The following is a 21,991-nucleotide window of genomic DNA, read 5'->3' on the forward strand; positions in this document are numbered from 1 at the left end:
TTCACTTCCATATATTCATACGAGCTTATTAGTTTCTAGTTTTAGATATCGTCCCGATCTTATACTTCCTAGAAGCTAAGAAGTTGTATACAATGTATCATAATAACACAACTACAGTACTGAATGGAAAAGAAAGATGTAGAACTACTTATTTTTTCCACAAATCAGAGCCCCACTACCTTATATTTTCTTACCAATATACTGCATTGGATCCATTGAAACCCCATTTATATGAATTTCAAAATGCAAATGCGGCCCCGTCGAATTCCCATCGCTTCCCATACTTGCTATGCGCTGACCTTTCTTCACCTGATCTCCTACTTTCACATGAATATCGCCAGCATACATATGCGCATAGAGAGAAGAAAGCCCTTTTCCATGATCGATGATCAAATAATGCCCATATCCGCCTGGATCTGATTTTACAGATGTAACCTTTCCATCTAGCACACTATAAATAGGAGTTCCTTTTCGATTCGCAATATCAATCCCTTTATGCGATCTTCCCCAACGTGGGCCAAATCGAGATGTTACCGTTCCTTCACACGGCCAGATCATCCCCACCGATGGTTGATTCTTACTCGTCTCCATCGAAGGATTCGCTGGACTCGTCTCTTTCGCTGCTTCAGTTCCATTTGAATTCGAAGTAATCTTCCAAACCTCTTGTTCATAAGCCCTTGCTTGATTCTCTACTCTTTCAACAAAAACCCAATTGGATTGAAGCGAATAGGCTGCACAGGTTAACGAACCCCGATTCGGAGTATGCCTTGTTAACTCTTTCATACACTTATTTGAGTCACCCGCTTGATCCACCTTAACGCGTGCTTCTTTTAATCGATTTGCTAACTCCTCAATCTCCTTCTTTTGAGCCTCTTCCTTAGATAAGGTTCCCTTTCCCCCATACTCCTTATACAATACAGGAATTTTTTTTACATAATTTTGGGTTTCCTTGAAGGGTGGAACTCCTTTATGTTTTTCCACATTTCCTTCGCCTGCATTATACGCGGCTAATGCTAATTCCAGATTCCCATTGTACTTTGTTAATAGACGAGAGATCATCTCCGTACCCGCCATCACATTGGAAAGGGGATCGAGACAAGTTGTATCAGGATCGAGGTTAAAAGCTTTACAGTTTACCGGCATGAGCTGCATGAGACCGCGAGCTCCAGCAGATGATTTTGCTTTGGGATTCCAATTACTCTCCTGCTGGATAATGGCGCGAATGAGCGCTGGATCTACGGAGAATTTTTGAGCAGCTGATTCAATCTCCATCTCAAACTTACTGGCTCGTGGAAGCATCACTGCTTTCGCCTTAGGGAGGTTTTGATCTAAAGCGGCTAAAAAAGCCCAAGGAAGCTGATGTTGATCGGCGATTTCTTTATATAAAAGCATTAGAGCAGGATCAATTCCAAATGATTGGGCTGTTTCTGTTTCTTTCATTCGAGCGATAACCGAATAGATGGTAACACTTGTAATCGTTACAAACGTGATGAAAGGAATTACGATGAGGGAGCAAATGATGATCCATTTCCATGATGGTTTCTTGATCAAGGCGATTCGTCGATGGATACTACTTTCCATATTCCTTCCACCTTTCTCACCTGAATCTGAACGATGCCTTCTACTTTCTCATCCCGAAGCACACCTGCAACTAAAAAACTCCAATGATCCGGACCCAAAGGGCGAATCGATACCACCTTGATCTTTTTCCAAGAGACAGGCTCGAGTGGTAAGTCTAAATTTCCATGCATCGATTGGTAAACAGGTGTTGTTACCCATTCTGAAAGCTTCTTTAAGCGTTCTTCATTTGACTTCATTGGTTGATGAAGGATCGAAAAAACCTGGCCTGCTACTTTTCCAGCTTCTTTCTGCACATTGTGATCCTGACTCAAATCAATCACTACACCTAGTTCAAATGGAGAATCGATCAGAAGCTTGGACGCTGCTTTGGATTGTTCTTTTGAAGGAGCGGGAGCAGAAGTTTGTTGGTTTAACCACCAACCTCTCACCATAGCCGCGACACTGATTAATAGGATAAGAGCAGTTAGCACCAAGACAAAAGGAGCCCTTTTTGAAGCTCCTTTTTGTCGTTCACTCTTCATCCCGAGCTCATTCATCTATACAACTCTGTGGAGGTGCCTCAGATAAAGAATCTTGCTTGCGAATGGCCCTTTTCTTTTTCCACTGCTTGATTCGAGCACCTATGCTGAAGCGTTTTTGGGCACTCCCTAAAGCAATGACAGAAGTTCCTTCACTAGTCATGAGAGATAGATTAATCTTCTCTTCTCTCGTACCACGATTCCAATAGGCTCGTACATTTTTCCAAAGAGTGATCCAATTTGGCTGCGAAATCTCAAGACCAACCAGACTTTGAAGTTGTACTTGGATCTCTTTCATGATCTTCCAAACAGCTAAAAAGCTAGCTAAAATCAGAACATTACGCATCAAGAAGGTTACTAGGTAAGAAAATTCACCATCATCTGTAATAGGAATTCCTTGGATTACAATAAACAAGGTAATCGCAATTCCCAAAAGGGCGGCAAATAAGACTCTCATGAAGAGTGCATATAAGATCTGCCACAACCATCTGGTCACATCACGTAAGCTTCTTCCCGGGATGGTAGAAAACACAACTGGTACTATTAACAACAGCACCCTACCAATGGCCAAGAAAAACCAGTGGAGAAGCTTCCAGCTAAACAAGAATAATAAAACGGCAAAGCTGATCCCTACTAACAAGATAAAAAAGCTGTATCCGAAGCGCTTCATAACCCCTGCGCTCGTCACCATTTTAAATTCCTCGGACTGGGCAATCCCTTTTTCAACATCTACATATTTCGTACCCGTCTGTTGATTGGTATCTTCGTTATAGCCTGTAAACCATTCTTTTCGTTTGGAATCAACATCTCCGCCATAACTAAACAACTGTCCTATATTTTTCTGACCCGCTTCTACTGACCCAAACTGAAGGACGAGATACGGTTTGTAATAAAATTCAGCCCATAAGGCAGAGGAGACTTTTTGAATCGCATCTCTCTTCGTCTTTTCTACTTGTTCCTTTGTCGGCTTTGAGGCACTTTTGTCTTTCTCTGGAGTGAGGGACAAGAAGCCAGCTAATGTATAATCACTCGCTTTACCTGTAATATTACTTACTTGAGATACAACCGTTGGAATCTGAGTGAAAAAGTAAGAAGCACACGTCAAAATGAGTAGGTTTCGAAAGAGTAACGACACTCCTTCTTGATTACGACGACGAAGAAACTTCCATAATGCTACTAGGACCACGAGACCTACTAACCACGGAAAAAGTCCTCCCCATAAGAAGGAATCAGATTTGCCCAATACATCCTTCATCGAACCCGTCATATTCGTCATAAGCTCTAATCGATAGCTAAACGTTAATATATAGATAACGGCATAGATGAAGATCGTATATCCGTACCAGACTAAATTGAGAAAAAAAGTGAAGCCCTGTTGGAATCCTTCTTGAAACAAGCTACTTGTATCACTAGCACTTACTTTTTTTCCTATGTAGTCGAATTTGAAATACGTGGACGGACATTCTGCAAATTCACCCGTAGGTTCCTTACAAACATTGGGAATATTCGTCGAAGGGGTTGGTGTTGATATTGATGCACCTGGAGTTGTTTGGGTTGTTGTTGGTGGTTGATTTGTTGGAGTTGCTGGGGTCGTCGAACTCGCTGGAGTTGATGGACTCGTTGGAGTTGATGGACTCGTTGGAGTCACCGGCTTGTCCGTCTGTGCAAAACCATACCCTACATCCAAAAAAGAAACTGCAAATAACATCAAAATCGGGAGAAGTAAGAGGATTCCCAAACCTACGAACTTTCGTTTTTGCTTCACTGGATCACCTCTCAGATACTTCGAACTATCTTATTCATGTAAATACTATGATTAAAATAGGAACCATAAACACTTGTACGAATTGGAGATATTTTTACAATATCACTAAAGAAATGGAAAAAAAAGAGTCGAAAATGGGAAAATAAAAAAACACTGCTTGTAAACAGTGCTTTTTTATCATTTCGTACCATTTTATTCCATTTAACTAATATGAGTCTCTTTATATAAGCCTTCGTCCACACCAGCCAAGAATCGACTTACTTCGCCTCTACTACAGAGATACAGCTCATGCATTGCCCTTGTACAAGCTGTGTAAAAAAGCTTCCTTTCCTCGTCTCGATGATAGCACCGATCGGAAGCGTCATATAAAATAACGGCATCAAACTCGATTCCCTTTGATAAATACGTTGGGATGATAATAATTCCTTGTGCAAAGGATAGCGTAGCTTTCTTAATGAATGAGACCGGAATCTCATCTTGAAACTTCTCATATACATGTTCACATTCTTGATGATCCTTACAAATAATCGCGATGGATTTATGTCCCCGCTCCTGAAGTTCCGAAATCCATTGGTAAATTTGCTGATGATGCTCCTGTTCATCTGAAACTTGTGCTAAAACAGGTAGTTTACCAGATCGATCAAATGGCTCTATCTTCTCCCCACCTATTAATAACTGCTGAGTAAACTCCCCAATCTGCTTCGTCGAACGATAGCTTTTGGTTAAAACGAATTTCTCGATGTATTCCCCTTCAAATAAGGCACAAATCAGCTCAACACCTACTCCATCCACTGTATGTGCGTAGATAGATTGATTCAAGTCACCTAGAACCGTCATCTTGCTCCGGGGGAATAGTCGGCGAAGAAAGGCGTATTGGAACGGGGAATAATCCTGCGATTCATCAATAAAGACATGACGAATCTTCGTGTTCATTTGGAAGCCTTGTAGCAGTGCTTTAAAATAGACATACGGAGTTGCATCTTCATAAGGTAGTGTTCTGCTATCTAAATGTTCCACTGTTTGCTTCGCAACAGTCTGAAATCCCGAGATCAGCTCTTGCTGGGTAAATAGTTGTCGATATGTCCCAAGCACATCCACAAAAGTGAAGTTCTCAATCCCTTTGCGAAGCGGTTTCGTCAGATCTCTCAGCAACAACTGGGCAAGCAATGCTCTTTCCCGATCAAAGTCATCAAACGTAGAGTCCGTAAAGCCTTTCTCCTTCTGTAAGCGCTGATGGACCCGATAGTACGCCTCGTTATCGAGTAGTTCGATTTCTTCATCCACCCAATCCGCTTTACGCTCACTTACTTCAAACTGGCGCAACTGCTTTAGAATCCACTCCGCAGTCAATTTCAATCGATTCGGAATCGGTAACTTCCGATCATAGTCATAAAAATGCTTTTCTATCTCCTGCTTGGATACAATGATTCGATCTCGGAACGCTAGGTCTTGGAACCGCAAATCTTCTTGACCTAGTTGCTCAATATATTGCTCAATCAGCTCTAAAAATGACATACCCGCTTTCCAGCGAATCCCCGCCATCCGGGTGTGATAGCCATCTTGATCCGTTTGCGATAAAGTGTACTCCATTAAGCTAAACGGATCTTCCACCTCCAAGTCCGCTCCAACTTGATGCTCTAAATACTCTTGGAATGTGGTTTGTTGCATGTTTTCTTCTCCCAAATCAGGTAACACCGTCGCAATGTAGCTATTAAACATCGCATTTGGAGAGAATAGAAGAATTTGATCCGCACTCAAGGTGTCTCGATGCCGATACAGTAAATAGGCAACTCGTTGTAAGGCTGCAGACGTTTTCCCACTGCCTGCCGCACCTTGAACGATGAGAAGCTTACTTTTTTCATCTCGAATAATCTGGTTTTGCTCTCGCTGAATCGTCCCCACGATGCTCTTCATTTGTGAGTCAGAATTTTGCCCTAGCACTTCTTGAAGCAGTTCGTCTCCAATCGTAACTCCTGTATCAAACATACTTTGAATTTGTCCACGGCGAATGAGAAATTGCCTCTTAAGCTCCATCTCCCCTGAAATCCGTCCATCCAAGGTCTGATAGCATGCTGATCCTGGCGTGCAATCATAATACATACTAGAGATCGGGGCTCGCCAATCATAGATGAGAAATTCATCCGTTTCATCATCATAAAAAGAAGCGATCCCGATATAGATTGCCTCTGTCTCTTGCGCCGCACCACCCTCTTCTTCGCGAAAATCAATCCGTCCAAAATAGGGATTATCCTGAAGACGACGAAGAATTTTTCCTTGCTTATGCATGAGACGATGCGATCTCTCCCGCTCAGACAAAACCTCTGCTTGCTGTTTCATACTAGCCGCTGTTTCAATCGCATCATCTGGATCTTCCAAGTTAACCGAAACATCTTCCCAAAATCGGTTTCGAATATCCACAATCTCAGAGCGTACTCCACCAGCCTCTTCTCCAAGAGATTGCTCCTTCTTTCTCACTTCCTCCGTCACTTGCTCTACTCTATCTTGTTCTTGATTCCATTCAGGATGATTCCTATTCATAACATCCCTCCAAAAAAGTTTGTGATAAACAGTTGACAACTCCATTTTTAACTGATAAGATATAATAGAGTAAAACCATAGTAAAATGATGAATCCAATTTATTGGCATTTCTCATTTTACTATGGTTTTAGTTGCGAATCAAGATTTTATTTATCACGAAGAGTCCTGCCCTATGAAGGGTAGGACTTCATGATTTAATCTTCTTTTGATTCACGATATAACCTTACATAAATCACTTGTTTGGTTTTCGTATTGTGCAAGAAAAAGAGATGATTTTCTTGTCCATACTGATCTTTGATGGTATAGGTGGCTGCAGCTGTATTTGGAGCATCTTTAGAAGTGTCATTGATTTCAGTCGGTTTCCCAATTTCTTTTATCACCTGATCGATTTTTAACTTCTTGTAATCAGGACGGTAAGAAGTAATCTCCACTACTTTATCAACGGAACCTAACGAAATATCTGTGTGATATTTTTCATACATTAGAACTGGACCAGACGAATCATCCTTCGGTTCTCCCCATAATTCAAAGAGTAATTTTTTACTTGTTCCAATCCCTAGATCTTTAGGTAAATAAGGGAGGGTTCCCTTTTTAGCTGATCTGAGTATCGTTGTCGCTAAATCTGTTTGAGTATTGATATCGTACATGGGAACGATATAATAATAGGTCATTCGAAGATTATTTGAATCCTTTTTGTCCGGGACTTCAAAGCCGAAATAAATCTGATAGTTCCCTGCCTGATAATATACGACATGCTTTCCGTCTTCTGTATATTCATCCATAGGATTGCCCATCGTTTGAATCACATCTGTCAAGGGAATCTGTTCTAAGCGAGGATCATCGCAACTGATCCGGTTTACCTTCTTTTGATCGTTAACTGAAAACTCGATCTTTCTTTTTGTGTAAAATAGAACATCTGGATAATTAGGATCTTCAACGGGCTGTCCCCACTTCTGAATAATCGTTGCTTTCTCTGTACGAATGCTAAAATCGCTATTGATTACTTTTCCCACTCGTGCTAGCTGAACGATCTCTTTTACAGTTTTTATAGATGTTGAGCTTTCATCTACTGGAGAATCGATCACTTTGATTTGATTCTCAGATGGTGCTGTTCCTATATCACAACCAGCAAAGGCGAATGCGCTCACTAAAAGGATCAGATAGGGCCATCTTTTTTTAAGATTCATCGTGGATACTCCCTTGTACGTGCTCATCTGTATAAAGAGGAAATGAAACACAAATCGTCGTTCCTTTTCCCTCCGTTTCGATCAAGTGAATCGTTCCTGCTTGATTTTCTACTAATTTTTTCACTAAGGCCAATCCAAGCCCAGTTCCCCCAAATTCCTTAGATCGATCCTTGTTGACTGTATAAAAGGGCTCGAACACCTTTTCTTTCATCTCTAAGGGAATACCGATTCCAGTATCGCTTACCTGTATCCATACCCTCTGATGATCTACATAGCTTTTCACAACAATTTTCCCATGAGGCTCATTATATTTAATGGCATTATCTAATAAGTTAATAAAAATATGAGTGAGATTTTCTTGATCTGCCCAGATAACGGCTGACTCTAGGTCTGTGTCCAAACGTAATCCATACTTTTGTGCTTTGATACGAATTCGTTCACATAACTCTTCGAGGATTTTTTTTACCTCTACCTGCTCCATTTGTGATTCAAAATCATATTTTTCTATGGTAGCTAGGTGAAGGATTTTTTCTACCATCTTAACTAAACGATTTGTCTCTTTTTGAATGTTCTCTTTAGCGTCTTCCCATAACTCCGGATCATCTGAATACATTTCAATTAATTCTAAATAAGCCATGATCACGGTAAGAGGTGTTTTAAATTCATGTGTAACATTACCGATGAACTGCTTTTGTTGCTCATCCAACCCTCTTAATTTGTTTACAGCTAACTCCAGTTTTTCTTGCTCTTCCTCCATGGTAGAGATATTTTTTTCAATTTCGCTACTCATATAATAAATCCCTTGACTTAGTGTTCCTAATTCATCTTTCCTTTGAAGCGGTGGTTTCGAGATGTACTGACCGATCTTAATTTGTTCTGTTGTTTTTTCCAGCTTCAAGATCCCAACAGCTAGACGATTAAAATAAACATAACCTACTAGAAAGCTAAAGATCAGAACACCGCCTCCTATACGATAGAAAAGGGATTCGGTTCTGTTGTAATAATCCAAACTCTCTTTTAATGAATAATGAAACTGAATGACACCGATTTGTTCCTTTATATCATGTAGAGGCGTAAAAAAAGAAAGAGTATCTCCATCTATTTGATAAACCGTTTGCCCCTTTAACGCGTAAGGTAGAATGTTTGTTAGATTGATTTTACTAGCAGTGGGTAGGGAATTACCTATCTCTTTTCCATTTTGATCGTATAAAATCACATGCATTCCACTTGTTAATCCTAGTTGTCTTGCTAGTTCCTTTCCTCTCTCAGTAAGATACTGTTTAGACTCTCGAGGATCTGTAAAAGTAGCTTGTCGTATATATAGATTAGCAGCTTTACCCTGCCGACGTAATTCTTGTTCATACTGCTTTTGTTGATCGGTTCGCATCCCATGCAGAATCAATATACTTAATACACTTACCGTTAGTAGTAAAAGCATAGCAAGAAATAGACTAAGCTTAATCTTGATACTTACTCTCATGTTAGATCTCCAGAAGCCTTATATCCGACTTTGTATACTGTGTGGATAAGCTTTTGGTAAGGGTCACCCAGTTTTTTTCGCAATCGTTGAATATGAATATCCACCGTTCGAGTTCCTCCCGCATAATCCATCGCCCATACTACATTCAATAATTGTTCTCTCGTATATACTCGTTCTAAGTTAGAAAATAGCAATAATAACAAATCAAACTCTTTTAAAGTCAGATCTAACGGCTTTCCACAAAGAATAGCCTTTCTCTGCTTGGTATGAATCCTTAGATCATGGACCTGTATTTCTTCCTCGTCTTTCATAAGTGATCTACTTTTATCTAGTCTTCTTAAGATGACCCTAACTCGTGATAATAACTCCTTGATATGAAAAGGTTTAGTGACATAGTCATCTGCTCCTAGCTCCAACCCCAATATTTTATCAACCAGATCATTCTTTGCGGTTAACAAAATAATTCCTAAATCGTTATAACCCTGTAGTTCTTTACAAACATCGAAGCCATTCTTTTTCGGCATCATCACATCTAAAATAACTAGTTGAGGATGGAACAAGGAGATTTTTTGTAATGCCTCTTCTCCATCAAAGGCAGTCTCCACCGTATATCCCTCTCGTTCAAGAGCATACGCAATTGCTTTTGTAATGTTCTTTTCATCATCTGCTACCAATATTTTTGCCTGCATATTCTAATCCCTCTTTATTGATAAGACCTCATATTAAGTTACAATCTCTCGATATTCTCATATATTCTTTCTACAGCATAGTCTATTTTTTGTTTTGATCATACTTTTTACACACGAAGCCAAATCGTCGATCGCTTGGCTATCTGACCAGACAAAATAAAATCACCTGCCACCTGTATTGGATAGGTGGCAGGCATACTACGTTTTTCTTCTTTATTTCTTGATTTGATCTGCTTTGGATTCAACGTATAATCTTACATAAATCACTTGTTTGCTTTTCGTATTGTGCAAGAAAATGAGATGATTTTCATCTCCAAACTGATCTTTGATGGTATAGGTGGCTTCAGCTGTATTTGGAGCATCTTTCGAAGTGTCTTGGATTTTAGTCGGTTTTCCAATTTCTTTCATCACCTGATCGATTTTTAACTTCTTGTAATCAGGACGGTAAGACGTAATCTGCACTACTTTATCAGTGGAATCTAACTCAATTTCTGTGTGATATTTTCCATATATTAGATATGGACCGGAAGAACCATCATCGTCTTTTCCCCATAATTGAAAGATTAATTCATTGCTTGTTCCAATCCCTAGATCTTTTGGTAAATAAGGGAGGGTTCCCTTTTTAGCTGATTTGAGTATGCTTGTGGCTAAACCTGTTTGAGTATAGGGCTTTGATCCTTGCTTTAATTCTTCTTTTGAAGAAAGTACTGCTGGCGTTGCTTTGTCGGTAACCGGTTGTGTAGTCTCTTGAATCGCTACTTGCTGACCCTGATTCGGAAGGTTTTTTGCATCAACTTGTGGATTACACACACTTAGTAATGCGATAGATAAGACCGCACTCGCTAAAATAAAGACAGGCTTCTTCATTTTTTGTTCCCCCTAAATATAGTAAATCAACCAAAACTCATAGGATGGTGTGATTTCTCTTGGTGACAAGGATCAGTATAGGGGGAGGTTATTTCCAAGTAACAAACGACTTATTTCAGAGTTGTAAACAATCGAAAGAATGGAGATTCAGCACAAAAGAGTCCTGTCCCCATGAAGGGTAGGACTCTTTTGTGTGTTATCAGGGACTTTAGCTAATCCCGGATCTCTATTTTGTAGAGAAAGTAGAAGCGGATGTAATGTTCGCAACTTCACTTCTCTTCGGCCATTCCAGCTCACTAAAGTGAAAAATCCCCATGGTTTTTTCGTCTCCTTCGACGCTTACCCACACGGACGGATCAACGATAGCGAACATATCGGCAAATTGCCGACTCCCACCGATAATCACATTTCCTTGATAGGAGACATTCCCTTTCGAGCTACTTTTAAGCTGAAGATTATCTACCTTTGTTTTGGCAAAGAGGCTGCCTGTTTCACTGGAAACGGCAGGCAGGGAAGCAATCGGGTTTGTCGTAACATTATCTGCTTCTACCTTCTCCCACGCACCTCGTTTGAGTAATTTGTCGGCACTCGCCTTATCCATGACCAATACTTTCTTCTCATTCACTGTTGCTATTTTTACTTTGAACGTTTCACTTGAGACTAAATCAGACTTGAACTGCTTTATATCTGCCTCTACTTGTGTCTGATCCCCTATCACAACAGCGGCATTTTCAATCCCAAACACATGTTGAAGGGGTGCTTTAAAGAAGAAATAGCCACATAAAACGATGACAACAAACGATATGCTACCGATTATGGTTACTTTTTTCATGGTCCGGCTCCTTGATTCATAAATTTAGATTTACACCATGACTCGTTTCAGCTGGCGTAAATAAAGCATTCTAACGATTAAAAAGAAGATAAATTGTAGCGCAAAGAAAAAGCCGATAGCCGTAAGCACAGGTGTATATAGCGTTGTAAACTGTAATATATGATTTAACGTGGACAAGCCAACTACGGACTGTAGTCCAGCCACCACGATAGGGATAAAGAATAGACTCGCAATCTGGATCGTGGATGCTCTTATCATTTCTTTAGGGCTTAACCCGATTTTTGATAATCCGTGATAAATACGCTGATCTTGATTTAAATCCGTATAAAACTTAAAGTGTAAAAAGCTTGCAATGGAAACAGCGAAGACAGCGGCAATAAAAATCCCGATAAACATGTACATTTGCGTAGCTTGCTTGGATAAGAAATACTCTGGCGCTCTGGCAAGTAAAGCTCCCGTCCATTCCCCAGACTCTCTCTTGCTTTCCATTTCTTCTTTGAATTTCAAGCCCATTTTCACTTCAGCTGAACTAGCATTTGGAAGACGTTCACGAGGCCAATCTGGAACGAAATAATTCACTTCAAGCCCTTCATGATCTTCGGGATTTGCTTTTAGAGCGACCTTTTTTAATGTTTGATAAGTAGCATCCGAAACCACAAGTACTCCTGTCGGAAAGACAAGTCTACTCTCCTTTTGTTCCACTACAGAAAGCTGGAGATTTCCTTCTTTTAATGAAAGTTGCTTCAGTTGTTTCAGTTTTTTGCTCATCACTTCCATATCTTTTTCAGGAGAAGTGACTATAACGGCTTCGTCGTTTTTTAAACTCCTTATTTTTTCTGATTTGTCCACACGCATCAATTGATTGTAGTCAGATTCCTTCAAGACGGTGTGATATGAATCTTTAAACCCTACACTTACATTGCTAATCATGATTTTTTCAAACTTTAAACCCACTTGATTCAGTTCTTTGTCAATCTTGGCGACCTCTGCCTTCCATTTATCCTCTGGACCACCATTTGCGTAATACTTAAATGCAAATGGATTGTTCGTAAAGCTCTCTGCATTTTGTTGTTCATAAGCAAGCACGACTCCAGCAAAAGTACACGCAAATGTGGTTAAGATCGTAACCATAAAGAACATGCGGGCATTATCTTTCATTTTATAAGCCATTTCAGATAACCAAATGAGGTTTGTTTTTCGCCAGAAGAAAAGACGATTTTTCTTAAGCAAGCGAATGACTAGTACACTTAGCTGTGAAAATAAGAAATAGGTCCCAATCACTCCCAAAAGGAGAATGATGATTAACTTTAATCGATCCATTTCTTGTTTCATAAAATAGATCACACCTGCGAGGCAGAAAACCGATAAAAGCGATAAGAAAATCGAGGTAGTTGGCTCAGACTTAGGTTGATTCGTGCCGAGTAATAACTCTAGCACTCTTTTTTTCCGCACCATGAGTAAAGACAAAAAAGAAATGACGATAAATAGTCCGAGGAAAGCGACACTCGTAAGACCGATTGCCTTCCATGGTAGATAGAGCGGAAGTCTCTTCATCTCTAGCATTTTGGCAGATAGAAGAAAAAATCCTTTGGCAAGTAGACTGCCACTCCCTATTCCCGCTAAAAGAGATGCCGTGCCGATGATCATATTCTCCCAGATGATCAGCTTATTAATTTGACTCGCTTTCGCACCATGCATCGTTAAGATGCCAAACTCTTTTTTCCGTGCTTTTAAAAAAGAACTAATCGAATAAAGGACAAAGAGAAAAGCAAGGAAGAAGATGATATATTCAGCTGCTTCCATGGCAAGTGCTGTTGTTTTTCCTACTCCGCTTGTCATATCAGGATGAAAAATAAACATAGCGTAAACAAAGAAAATCGTTACGGCGAAGGTACTGCTTAAGAAATAAGCAGAGTAAGCACGTGCATTTCGTTTGACATTACGAAACGCGAACTGACGAAAGTTCATGGGCAATTCCCCCTAGCGATGACAACATATCAATAATCTCTTGGAAAAACGCTTGCCGATTCTTTCCCCGAACAATCTGATTCACTAGCTCCCCATCTTTAATAAAAACGACGCGGTGACAGTAGCTCGCAGCTAGTGCATCATGGGTAACGAGCATCGTAGTCGTTTGATCCGTTTGATTGATTTCCGCCATCATTTCCATCACAGCACGTGCTGACTTCGAGTCTAAGTTTCCGGTTGGTTCATCAGCAAGTAATAACGAAGGTGAATGGATAATAGCACGAGCGATAGCTGCGCGTTGGCGTTGCCCTCCAGATATCTCATACGTTCTCTTCTGTAAGATATCCGTAATGCCAAGCTTCTCCGCTACCACTTCTAATTTCCGCTTCATTTCCCGCATGCCTCTGGTATCTAAGGTAAGCGGTAGAACAATATTTTCACCGATCGTTAGCGTATCGAGCAAATTAAAGTCTTGGAAGACAAAACCTAACTCCCGACGACGAAACACAGCTAGATCATTTTTATTTAAACGAAAGGGTTGTTTTCCATTAATATAAACCTCTCCTGATGTCGGAGCATCGATCGTGGAGACCATATTAAGCAGAGTCGTCTTCCCACTTCCCGACGGCCCCATAACCCCAACAAACTCGCCCTTTTCCACGGTAAGATTAATATTAGACAAAGCTTCGTAGGTCACTTTTCCATTATAAACTTTGGTTAGACCATCTACTTTTAACATATCCATTTGCTAACGACCCCTCTTAGTGACTATATAATGGATTACTTTAGCAAATGGGATAAATTGAATCTAATGTTTTAGCTTACACTGTCTTACAATTTTGTAAGGTTTCTTTTCGAATATGAAATAGGGGAATGTTTATGAGAACCAAAAGAGCCCTATCCTCATCTGGATAAGACTCTCTCGGCTTTCTATTTACCCTTTTCATAGATATAGAAAGTACAATCGTATGCATTTTTATCATCTTTCGCATGATGGTTTCTAGCAATCTCTCTCCATTCCCCAGGCAAATCGGGTAAGTAGGTATCCCCTTCAAACTCATGCTCAATCACCGTAATATAAGCTCTTGAAATATACGGAGCAAATAATCGATAGATTTGCTCCCCGCCGAACACAAATGCGGGCTTATCAAACGACGTATTTAGAACCTCTTCAAATGTCATCACTTCACAGCCCTTGATAACAAGGTCTGTCTCTCTTGATAGGATGATATTCCGCCGATTAGGCAGGGCTCGTCCGATTGAGTCGTATGTTTTTCTTCCCATGAGAACGGGATGGCCTGTGGTTAATTCTTTGACATTGCGAAGATCAATCGGCATCGTTCGTCCCCAAGGCATTTCTCCATTATTTCCAATGACTCCATTTAAGCTTCTAGCAGCGATTAGATAAAACATTATTCAGCTACCTCCAACTTCATGGTTGGGCCATGTTGGTAATCGATTAATTGGAAATCATTGATGGTAAAGTCATAGAAATTCTTGATTTCTGGGTTTAGCCATAAAGTAGGGGCCGGGTACTCCGGAAGGGAAAGCTGTTCCTTAGCTGATTCGATATGGCGGTCGTACAAATGAGCATCATCGATGTGGAAATGGGTATTTCCGATCTCGATTCCGGTCACTTGAGCCACCATCCGTTGGAGGACATAGTATTGAAAATAGTTAAATGGTCCTCCTACTAAAATATCATTGCTTCGAATCTTAACAGAGAGATGCAACTTACCGCCTTTTACCATCCAATGCGTAGACCACACGCACGGTTGCAGGGCCATATCATCTAGGTCTTGGACATCCCATAACGTGGTCATAATCCGCCGAGAACTTGGGTTATGGCGCAGGGTATGTAACAAGTAATCTACTTGGTCAACGAGGGTACCGTTTACCTCACGACATTTTTTCCCTAATTGATAGCCATACGCTTTTCCAATCGTTCCATCTTCCCGCTTCCACTTCGACCAGATCCCTACCCTTTGTTTTTCGAGATTTTCGACGTTATTGTCTTTATCCTTCCAAATCCAGAGTAGTTCACGGATAGCCGTTTTCCATGCTACTTTTTTCGTCGTGAGAATCGGGACTTCCTGATTCCCAAAGAGTAGACTCCGGTTCATCACACTTTTGCTGTAGGCGGATTCTCCATCATCCCACTTGGTCCGCACGTCTTGATCCGTATCCCATAGGCCGTTAGTGAGGATATCTAGAACGAGTTGATTGTAGATTTGATCTGCTTGACTCAATGGTAGACTTCCTTTCGTTCGTCGGGCTTGTTGATTAGTAGCTATTGTAGCTGGCTCGGGGCAATGTATCTACTCACAGCTCAAATAGTGAACCTGCGAAGATGTGAAAAAGCAAGCCCGCTCCATCATTCTCCGCTTCGGGCAAGTGGCAAAAACTCGCAAAGTACGCTCAAACATTTGCCACAAAACGCCCTAGCTCCAAATGACTGCGCTAGGTAGGTTTCACTAACATCGCTGAGAGTAGACACATATGCCCCTATTCCACCCTCATTTACTATTTAATCAAAAGGCCTTCTCACTACCAACTCTTGATTAAGCGATTATTCGGATGGAGGAGGGAGAGTCTGTTCGATTACGGCGATGTTAGCGATCCTACTTAGCGTAGCAATCCGTAGTGTAGGGCGCTTTTGGTGCAACATGTTTGAGCGTTCTTTGCGAGTTTTGCACCTACCCTAACGAGGATGGCGAAGCGGACACCCCTACTTCTTCGCAGGATCGGTATTGAGCAGTAACCGAACAGACTCTCCGGCTCCCAATACCCAATAAGCGCTTAATCAACAAACTCGCCCCTTTTCTATCACTATCATACTCTCTGACAGTACTAGAAAAAAGAGCGAGCTTATCTGTTAACTATTTCCTCTTACTCATTCGTCAATGCTAAGAACTCTTCCACATCCGCGGCTACTAAATCAAGCGCATCTTGCCAGAAGTCAGGCTTCGTGAGGTCAACCCCGAGATGGCGCGAGGCTAGTTCTTCTACGCTCATGCTAGCGGTATCTTTCAAGAGGGCATCGTATTTATCAGCAAATGACGGGCCTTCTGCTAATGCACGGGCATAGATTCCGGTAGAGAATAGGTACCCAAATGTATATGGGAAGTTGTAGAAAGGTACATCGGTTCCGTAGAAATGTAGCTTAGAAGCCCAGAAAGTTGGGAGGTACTCATCTAATAGATTGATAAAAGCATCTTTCTGTGCCTGCTCCATTAGCTCGTTTAGGGAATCTTTGCTTACTGGGCCATTTTTACGAGCTGCGTAGAACTTCGTTTCAAACAAGAAGCGTGCATGGATATTCATACAGAAAGCGATAGCTGATTGAATTTTCTCAGCTAAGAGAGCTACTTTTTCCTCTTTATCAGTCGCTTTTGTGATCGCTGCATCGATGACGATCATTTCAGCAAAGGTAGAAGCCGTCTCCGCTACATTCATCGCGTATCGTTGGGCTAGCATTGGTAAGTCTCTTATTACATATGTATGATATCCATGGCCTAATTCATGGGCTAATGTGGACACACATCCAGGTGTCCCGGCAAATGTCATAAAAATACGAGATTCACCTTTATTATTTACTGGGAAATCGGTCATGAAGCCACCTGGACGTTTGCCTGGACGATCTTCTGCCTCGATCCAGCGATCTTCAAAGTTCATCTTGGCAAACTCAGCCATCTGAGGGTTAAACTGCTCGAACTGCTCAGTAATAAAAGTAGCCGCTTCATCAAAGCTTACTTTGCTACTTCCAGCTGGTAGAGGTGCGTCTACATCGTACCAACTTAACTTTTCTACACCAATCATCTTTGCCTTCCGCTCAAAAAACGGGGTCAAACGATGCTTGTTTTGGCTAATGGTTTCCCACATGGTAGTAAGGGTTTCTTCTGACATACGGTTCATCTCGAGAGGTTCTTTTAGAACACTATCCCATTTACGGTGTTTGTATAACGCAAGACGATATCCAGCTAGGTTATTTAAAGCGAGAGCGATCAATTCTGCTTCATTTTCCCATGCTGCTTGCCATCTCGCGAAAACGTCTTTACGAACTTCACGATCTGGACTCTGGAAGCGTGTAAACATCTGTCCGACAGATAGCTTCTTCTCCTCTCCATCTTCTTCAAATGGAATCTCCATACGACCTACTACTGAGCTATAAACATCGCTCCATGCATGATAGCCACTTACGCTTAAGTCGCCCACTAATTCTTCCGCCGCGGGAGCTAATTTATCTAGAGAAGCTTTGCGCTTTTCTGCTAAGTTAAAGGCGATCCTCTCTATTTTCGCATCACTGATCAAAGCGTTAAAGCTTTCATCAGATAGCTTGGCTAGGCCTGCTTCTAAAACAGTGGAAGCAGCCAATAGATCAGCGTGAATCGCTTGAACGTGACCTCCCAAGTTTTTCGCTTTATCATCTTTTACATTAGCAGAGGTTAAACAATCGACAAACGAATAGGATTGAAGGGTTAAGCTCATCAGCTTTTGATAACGGACTAACAGATCGTGCCAGATCTCTACACCTGCATCTTCTTTCATCAATTCCAACTCTTTTTTTAGCGCTGGAATTTCACTTTTTAATTGTTCCAATAGTTCCGCAAATGCAGACGAAGAACTGCCACCTTCAAAGAACACATCCAAATCCCAATTCATTTCATATTTTTGTGTCATGAATAAAACAACCCCCACTCGAATATTTTTGATATAGAAACATCTTAAATCCATTGTAAACCTTTCATTAAGAAAGTGCACTACTATCTATGCCTAATATGTTGACATCTATTTCAAAACTACATATACTAAAAAGGCGAAGTTTTCTTAAAATTAAAAACCGAATATTTCTTATCCAGAGCGGCGGAGGGACTGGCCCGATGATGCCCGGCAACCAATTGAATGCTTATTCTTTGATCTAACTTGTCGACAAATCCGATTATCGACAACTCGATCAGAGAAGTAAGCTTTGATGAGGTGCTAATTCCTGCAGAGAAATTCTCTGAGAGATGAGATCCGAGGATGTTGCCAACTCAACGCCTTTCATCGATCAGAGATGAGAGGCGTTTTATAATGCGATCGATTCTAGAGAGGAGCTAACGATGGTGAAAAATGAACGACCTACTTTATCCGAACAGTTACAGCATAAAATCTTGATTTTAGATGGTGCCATGGGCACGGTACTGCAACAGGCTAATTTGACCGCAGCTGATTTTGGGGGAGAGAGTTATGACGGGTGTAATGAAATGTTAAATCTGACTCGACCCGACCTGATTCATTGGGTACATGATTCCTATTTTGAAGCGGGCGCAGACATCGTAGAGACTAATACATTTGGGGCTACCTCAGTCGTTTTAGCTGAATATGATTTACAAGATAAGACAGTCGAGATCAATCGGGAAGCGGTGCGAGTCGCTGTAGAGGCACGAGATAAATGGTCAACTCCAGATTGGCCGCGCTATGTAGCGGGGGCGATTGGTCCGACTACGAAAACATTGTCGGTTACAGGAGGCATTACCTTTGAAGAGCTGGCTGACTCCTATTATGAACAAGCAAAAGTGTTGATCGAAGCAGGAGTCGACACCCTTTTGATCGAGACCTCACAAGATACTTGTAATGTTAAAGCGGCCGGAATCGGAGTGCGCCGTGCCTTTGCGGAGTTAGGAAAAGAGATCCCGATCATGATTTCAGGCACCATTGAACCAATGGGTACGACACTGGCAGGGCAAAACATCGAAGCGTTTACCCTTTCGCTCGAGCATCTGAAGCCTCTTTCAATTGGATTAAACTGTGCGACGGGACCGGAGTTTATGAAAGATCATCTGCGCACATTATCTGCTTTAACGACCAGTTCCGTAAGCTGTTATCCGAATGCAGGACTTCCGGACGAAGAAGGACGATATCTCGAAACACCTCTCTCCCTCGCCCAGAAGTTAGAAGATTTCGCGGATGCGGGTTGGTTGAATATTGTCGGGGGGTGCTGTGGAACGACACCTGATCACATCAGAGAGATCGCTGAGAAGATGAAAGGCAAGAAGCCGAGAGTCCTCTCTCCCCCGCACGGTCCTGCTATCTCTGGCATCGATCCTGTGTTTATCGAAGCGGATAACCGCCCTTTACTAGTCGGCGAAAGAACCAACTCAATCGGCTCTCGAAAGTTTAAGCGGTTAATTACTGAAGAGAAATTTGATGAGGCATCGGACATTGCACGCCGGCAAGTAAAAGCAGGTGCCCACGTCATCGATATCTGCCTGGCTGACCCCGATCGCGACGAAGTATCCGATATGGAACAATTTTTACCCTTTGTAACCAAGAAAGTGAAAACGCCACTCATGGTTGACTCGACCAGTCTAGAAGTCATGAGCCGGGCACTTACGTTTATCCAAGGAAAGTCCATTTTAAATTCGATCAACTTAGAAGACGGCGAAACCCGTTTCCGGGAAACAATCCCGTTGATCAAAAACTTTGGAGCGGCTGTGGTCGTCGGAACGATTGATGAACAGGGAATGGGTGTTACGAGAGAACGGAAATTGGAAGTAGCAAAGCGTTCCTATCAAATTTTAGTAGACCAAGAAGGAATATCAGGTCAGGACATTATTTTTGATCCGCTTGTCTTCCCTGTGGGAACGGGAGATGAACAGTATATCGGCTCTGCACTTGAGACGATCGAAGGCATTCGTTTGATTAAGAAGGAGCTCCCTGAATGCTCCACGATCTTAGGAGTCTCCAACGTTTCCTTTGGTCTTCCTCCTGCAGGACGTGAAGTGCTAAATGCTGTCTTTTTATACGAATGTACCAAAGCTGGCTTAGACTACGCCATTGTCAACACGGAAAAGTTAGAGCGATATGCCTCGATCCCTGATAACGAGAAAAAACTAGCAGAAGAGCTTCTCCTCCGCACGAATCATGATAATTACGAAGCCGTATTGGCCGAGTTTACCGCCTTTTATCGGGTGAAAGTGGTGACAGACAAAAAACCGGATATGGAACAGTTGCCTTTAGAAGAACGGCTAGCTCGATACGTCATCGAAGGCAGCAAAGACGGACTTCTACCCGATCTGGAGCTCGCTTTAGCTCAGTGGGAGCCTTTAGAAATTATTAACGGTCCCCTCATGGCTGGAATGGATGAAGTGGGGAGATTGTTTAATGACAATCAATTAATCGTTGCAGAAGTGTTGCAAAGCGCAGAAGTAATGAAGGCATCGGTCGCTTTTCTAGAGCCTTTTATGGATCGAACGGATTCTGTGAGGAAAGGTAAAATCATCCTCGCTACGGTCAAAGGGGATGTTCATGATATCGGAAAAAACCTCGTGGAGATCATCCTAGCCAATAATGGCTTTGAAATCATTAACTTAGGAATCAAAGTCCCACCCGATCAAATCATCGAAGCGGCCCGTCGTGAAAAACCAGATGCGATTGGACTGTCTGGCCTACTTGTAAAATCAGCTCAACAGATGGTGACAACGGCGCAGGATCTCCAAGATGCAGGGATCGATATCCCGATTCTGGTAGGCGGAGCGGCTCTCACTCGCAAATTTACCGAAACGCGGATTGCTCCTCAGTATCAAGGATTGGTTCTTTATTCGAAAGATGCGATGAACGGATTGGATCTCTGTAACCAGCTCGTGAATCCCACTGGGCGAGATCAGCTAGAGCAACAGAGACTGAAGCAAGGAAGCGAACAAAAGACAGAGCAAAAGCCTACTGCTGCTCCCATTGTGTCTACACCTATAAGAAGTACAGTAGAGCCACGTCCGGAATTGTTTTCCCCTCCTGATTGGGATCGCCATATCTATCGCGAGCTTCCGCTTTCCGAATTACGACTCTATCTAAATGAACAAATGCTATTTGGACATCATCTAGGTCTAAAAGGAAATGTAGAGAAGCTACTCGCAGAAGGCAACGAAAAAGCGGTGGAATTGAAAACCATCTGGGAAGAGTTATGGACGGACATCGTGAAGAACAACTGGCTTCAGCCAAAAGGGGTGTATCAATTTTTCCCTGTCCAAAGCACCGAGAACCAAGTTTTCCTCTATGAAAACAACCAACTCGATTCTCCGGTTCGAGAGCGTTTCCTCTTCCCTAGACAAACCAAAGATCCATATCTCTGCCTATCCGATTTCGTCCGCGATGTCTCGACTGGGGAAATGGACTCTATGGCCGCTTTTGCCGTTACGGCCGGCTTAGGTGTAAGACAGCTCGCTCAGGAATGGAAAGAGCAAGGCGAATACCTGCGCTCTCATCTTTTGCAAGCGACCGCTTTGGAAATCGCGGAAGCATGTGCCGAACGAATCCATGAGATGATTCGCGCCAGATGGGGTTTCCCAGATCCAGTTGATTTTACGATGAAACAACGTTTTGGAGCACGTTATCGCGGAATTCGTGTTTCGTTTGGCTATCCTGCGTGTCCTGATTTAGAAGATCAACAAAAATTATTTACGTTACTGAAACCGGAGGAACTTGGCCTACAGTTAACGGATGGATTCATGATGGAACCAGAAGCATCCGTCACAGCCATCGTCTTCTCCCATCCACAAGCTCGTTACTTTAATGCAATCTAGACAG

At 41.9% G+C, this 21,991-nt stretch carries 15 protein-coding genes and 1 riboswitch; of the genes, 1 reads left to right on the forward strand and 14 read right to left on the reverse strand.

Features of this window, described 5'->3' with window-relative positions:
- Nucleotides 1-180: 180 nt before the first annotated feature.
- From EDD57_RS15110 to EDD57_RS04720, 14 genes are all read right to left on the reverse strand, one after another.
- A complete protein-coding gene (locus EDD57_RS15110) occupies nucleotides 181-1,581 on the reverse strand; it encodes a peptidoglycan DD-metalloendopeptidase family protein (protein ID WP_131848320.1) in 1,401 nt (466 codons plus the stop codon).
- Entirely contained in the window at nucleotides 1,548-2,117 is a 570-nt protein-coding gene (locus EDD57_RS04660; protein ID WP_131848321.1) for a hypothetical protein, read from the reverse strand. The genes EDD57_RS15110 and EDD57_RS04660 overlap by 34 nt, the downstream gene beginning before the upstream one ends.
- A complete protein-coding gene (locus EDD57_RS04665; protein ID WP_131848322.1) occupies nucleotides 2,110-3,864 on the reverse strand; it encodes a hypothetical protein in 1,755 nt (584 codons plus the stop codon). The genes EDD57_RS04660 and EDD57_RS04665 overlap by 8 nt, the downstream gene beginning before the upstream one ends.
- A 201-nt stretch (nucleotides 3,865-4,065) precedes the next feature.
- A complete protein-coding gene (helD, locus tag EDD57_RS04670; RefSeq protein ID WP_131848323.1) occupies nucleotides 4,066-6,402 on the reverse strand; it encodes an RNA polymerase recycling motor HelD in 2,337 nt (778 codons plus the stop codon).
- 195 nt (nucleotides 6,403-6,597) lie between these two features.
- Entirely contained in the window at nucleotides 6,598-7,590 is a 993-nt protein-coding gene (locus EDD57_RS04675; RefSeq protein ID WP_165873670.1) for a DUF4309 domain-containing protein, read from the reverse strand.
- Entirely contained in the window at nucleotides 7,580-9,070 is a 1,491-nt protein-coding gene (locus tag EDD57_RS04680) for a sensor histidine kinase (RefSeq protein WP_131848325.1), read from the reverse strand. The genes EDD57_RS04675 and EDD57_RS04680 overlap by 11 nt, the downstream gene beginning before the upstream one ends.
- Complete coding sequence (locus EDD57_RS04685; RefSeq protein WP_131848326.1) at nucleotides 9,067-9,759, reverse strand: response regulator transcription factor; 693 nt, start codon at nucleotides 9,757-9,759, stop codon at nucleotides 9,067-9,069. Before EDD57_RS04685 ends, EDD57_RS04680 begins: the two co-directional genes overlap by 4 nt.
- Before the next feature lie 213 nt (nucleotides 9,760-9,972).
- Nucleotides 9,973-10,626: a DUF4309 domain-containing protein gene (locus tag EDD57_RS04690; protein WP_131848327.1), complete on the reverse strand. Its 654-nt coding sequence runs from the start codon at nucleotides 10,624-10,626 to the stop codon at nucleotides 9,973-9,975.
- Between the two features lie 226 nt (nucleotides 10,627-10,852).
- The gene (locus EDD57_RS04695; protein WP_131848328.1) at nucleotides 10,853-11,458 is read right to left on the reverse strand and encodes a lipoprotein BA_5634 family protein; all 606 of its coding nucleotides are present in this window, start codon (nucleotides 11,456-11,458) and stop codon (nucleotides 10,853-10,855) included.
- 30 nt (nucleotides 11,459-11,488) lie between these two features.
- Complete coding sequence (locus EDD57_RS04700) at nucleotides 11,489-13,426, reverse strand: ABC transporter permease (RefSeq protein WP_131848329.1); 1,938 nt, start codon at nucleotides 13,424-13,426, stop codon at nucleotides 11,489-11,491.
- A complete protein-coding gene (locus tag EDD57_RS04705) occupies nucleotides 13,398-14,171 on the reverse strand; it encodes an ABC transporter ATP-binding protein (RefSeq protein ID WP_131848330.1) in 774 nt (257 codons plus the stop codon). Before EDD57_RS04705 ends, EDD57_RS04700 begins: the two co-directional genes overlap by 29 nt.
- 185 nt (nucleotides 14,172-14,356) lie before the next feature.
- Nucleotides 14,357-14,839 (reverse strand): dihydrofolate reductase, encoded by a 483-nt coding sequence (locus EDD57_RS04710; RefSeq protein ID WP_131848331.1) that lies wholly within the window; start codon nucleotides 14,837-14,839, stop codon nucleotides 14,357-14,359.
- Nucleotides 14,839-15,675 carry a thymidylate synthase gene (gene thyA / locus EDD57_RS04715; RefSeq protein ID WP_131848332.1) on the reverse strand — a complete coding sequence of 279 codons (837 nt, stop codon included), beginning with the start codon at nucleotides 15,673-15,675 and terminating at the stop codon, nucleotides 14,839-14,841. Before thyA ends, EDD57_RS04710 begins: the two co-directional genes overlap by 1 nt.
- Before the next feature lie 640 nt (nucleotides 15,676-16,315).
- Nucleotides 16,316-18,106 (reverse strand): M3 family oligoendopeptidase, encoded by a 1,791-nt coding sequence (locus EDD57_RS04720; protein ID WP_131848333.1) that lies wholly within the window; start codon nucleotides 18,104-18,106, stop codon nucleotides 16,316-16,318.
- Between the two features lie 168 nt (nucleotides 18,107-18,274).
- Nucleotides 18,275-18,442: riboswitch (SAM riboswitch) on the forward strand.
- Nucleotides 18,443-18,531: 89 nt separating this feature from the next.
- Here EDD57_RS04720 and metH point away from each other — a divergent pair.
- Complete coding sequence (gene metH, locus EDD57_RS04725) at nucleotides 18,532-21,987, forward strand: methionine synthase (RefSeq protein WP_279388934.1); 3,456 nt, start codon at nucleotides 18,532-18,534, stop codon at nucleotides 21,985-21,987.
- The last annotated feature ends 4 nt before the right edge of the window (nucleotides 21,988-21,991 follow it).

This window comes from Baia soyae, assembly GCF_004341445.1.
Classification (GTDB): domain Bacteria; phylum Bacillota; class Bacilli; order Thermoactinomycetales; family Thermoactinomycetaceae; genus Baia; species Baia soyae.

Bases quoted from the DNA above. Each gene is read 5' to 3' on its own strand.
- EDD57_RS04705 (WP_131848330.1), bottom strand. From the start codon at position 14,171: ATGGATATGTTAAAAGTAGATGGTCTAACCAAAGTTTATAATGGAAAA.
- EDD57_RS04710 (WP_131848331.1), bottom strand. From the start codon at position 14,839: ATGTTTTATCTAATCGCTGCTAGAAGCTTAAATGGAGTCATTGGAAAT.
- EDD57_RS04720 (WP_131848333.1), bottom strand. From the start codon at position 18,106: ATGACACAAAAATATGAAATGAATTGGGATTTGGATGTGTTCTTTGAA.
- EDD57_RS04680 (WP_131848325.1), bottom strand. From the start codon at position 9,070: ATGAGAGTAAGTATCAAGATTAAGCTTAGTCTATTTCTTGCTATGCTT.
- EDD57_RS04675 (WP_165873670.1), bottom strand. From the start codon at position 7,590: ATGAATCTTAAAAAAAGATGGCCCTATCTGATCCTTTTAGTGAGCGCA.
- EDD57_RS04685 (WP_131848326.1), bottom strand. From the start codon at position 9,759: ATGCAGGCAAAAATATTGGTAGCAGATGATGAAAAGAACATTACAAAA.
- EDD57_RS15110 (WP_131848320.1), bottom strand. From the start codon at position 1,581: ATGGAAAGTAGTATCCATCGACGAATCGCCTTGATCAAGAAACCATCA.
- helD (WP_131848323.1), bottom strand. From the start codon at position 6,402: ATGAATAGGAATCATCCTGAATGGAATCAAGAACAAGATAGAGTAGAG.
- EDD57_RS04690 (WP_131848327.1), bottom strand. From the start codon at position 10,626: ATGAAGAAGCCTGTCTTTATTTTAGCGAGTGCGGTCTTATCTATCGCA.
- EDD57_RS04695 (WP_131848328.1), bottom strand. From the start codon at position 11,458: ATGAAAAAAGTAACCATAATCGGTAGCATATCGTTTGTTGTCATCGTT.
- EDD57_RS04700 (WP_131848329.1), bottom strand. From the start codon at position 13,426: ATGAACTTTCGTCAGTTCGCGTTTCGTAATGTCAAACGAAATGCACGT.
- EDD57_RS04660 (WP_131848321.1), bottom strand. From the start codon at position 2,117: ATGAATGAGCTCGGGATGAAGAGTGAACGACAAAAAGGAGCTTCAAAA.